The organism is Bacillus sp. EKM208B, assembly GCF_011800725.1.
Lineage (GTDB): Bacteria > Bacillota > Bacilli > Bacillales > Bacillaceae > Bacillus > Bacillus velezensis.
Genome location: NZ_JAANHO010000007.1, coordinates 122,371 through 124,057, shown reverse-complemented (window position 1 = coordinate 124,057; position 1,687 = coordinate 122,371). Strand labels below are relative to the sequence as shown.

The 1,687-nt window shown below is 57.0% G+C and carries 1 protein-coding gene; it reads left to right on the top strand.

Annotated features, from left to right (window positions below; all coding sequences use genetic code 11):
* Positions 1-1,687: beta strand repeat-containing protein (locus G9F75_RS20130; protein WP_260399137.1), on the top strand; the 1,687-nt coding region annotated here is incomplete at both ends.

Sequence of the window (1,687 nt, the reverse complement as noted above, 5' to 3'; positions counted from 1 at the left end):
TGGAGCAACAGGACCGACTGGAGCAACAGGACCGACTGGAGCAACAGGACCGACTGGAGCAACAGGACCGACTGGAGTAACAGGGGCGACTGGAGTAACAGGGGCGACTGGAGAAACCGGCCCAACAGGAATCACGGGTCCAACTGGTGTAACTGGCTCAACCGGTCCAACAGGAGTTACTGGCGCAACCGGAGAAACTGGCCCAACCGGAATCACGGGTCCAACTGGTGTAACTGGCTCAACCGGTCCAACTGGTGTAACTGGCTCAACCGGTCCAACAGGAGTTACTGGCGCAACCGGAGAAACTGGCCCAACAGGAGCAACAGGAGAAACCGGCTCAACTGGTGTAACTGGTTCAACAGGAGAAACTGGAGCGACGGGAGTAACCGGATCGACTGGCGCAACGGGATCAACTGGAGTAACAGGAGCAACAGGACCGACTGGAGCAACGGGTATATCTGGAGCAACTGGAGTAACTGGAGTAACAGGGGCGACCGGAGAAACGGGCCCAACCGGAGTAACAGGGGCGACTGGAGAAACGGGCCCAACCGGAATCACGGGTCCAACAGGAGCAACAGGTCCAACCGGAGTAACCGGAGAAACCGGCGCAACCGGAGTAACGGGATCAACCGGAGCAACTGGAGTGACTGGGGCAACGGGAATAACTGGTGTAACAGGACTAACTGGAGTAACAGGAGCAACTGGAGTAACAGGAGCAACTGGAGTAACAGGAGCAACAGGATCAACTGGAGTAACAGGAGCAACTGGAGTAACAGGAGCAACAGGATCAACTGGAGCAACAGGATCAACTGGAGTAACAGGAGCAACAGGAGTAACGGGAGCAACAGGAGCAACTGGAGAAACCGGCTCAACTGGTGCGACGGGATTAACTGGAGAAACCGGTGCAACAGGAGAAACCGGCCCAACTGGTATAACCGGAGTAACAGGGCCAACAGGAGTTACTGGCCCGACTGGGGTCACGGGCTCAACTGGTGTAACTGGTTCAACCGGAGAAACTGGCCCAACAGGAGTAACTGGAGTAACCGGAGCAACTGGAGAAACCGGCGCAACCGGTATAACTGGAGAAATGGGCCCAACGGGAGCGACCGGAATAACGGGCTCAACCGGATCAACAGGCGCAACTGGTGTAACCGGAATAACAGGCCCAACCGGTTCAACGGGTGTGACTGGAGCAACGGGTATAACTGGAGCAACTGGAATAACAGGAGCAACTGGCGCGACTGGCTCAACGGGATCAACTGGAGTAACAGGAGCCACAGGTTCAACCGGAGAAACCGGCCCAACAGGAGCAACAGGATCGACAGGACCGACAGGGGCAACGGGTGTAACTGGAGAAATCGGTCCAACCGGTTCAACTGGCGCGACTGGCGCAACCGGTCCAACCGGAATAACAGGCCCAACGGGATCGACAGGCCCAACCGGAATCACGGGTCCAACCGGAGCGACTGGCGCAACTGGGGTCACGGGCTCAACGGGAGAAACAGGCGCAACCGGAGTAACGGGATCAACAGGCGCAACTGGTGTAACCGGAATAACAGGCCCAACCGGTTCAACGGGTGTGACTGGAGCAACGGGTATAACAGGAGCAACAGGAGCAACAGGAGCAACAGGAGCAACAGGAGCAACAGGAGCAACAGGAGCAACAGGAGCAACAGGAGCAACAGGA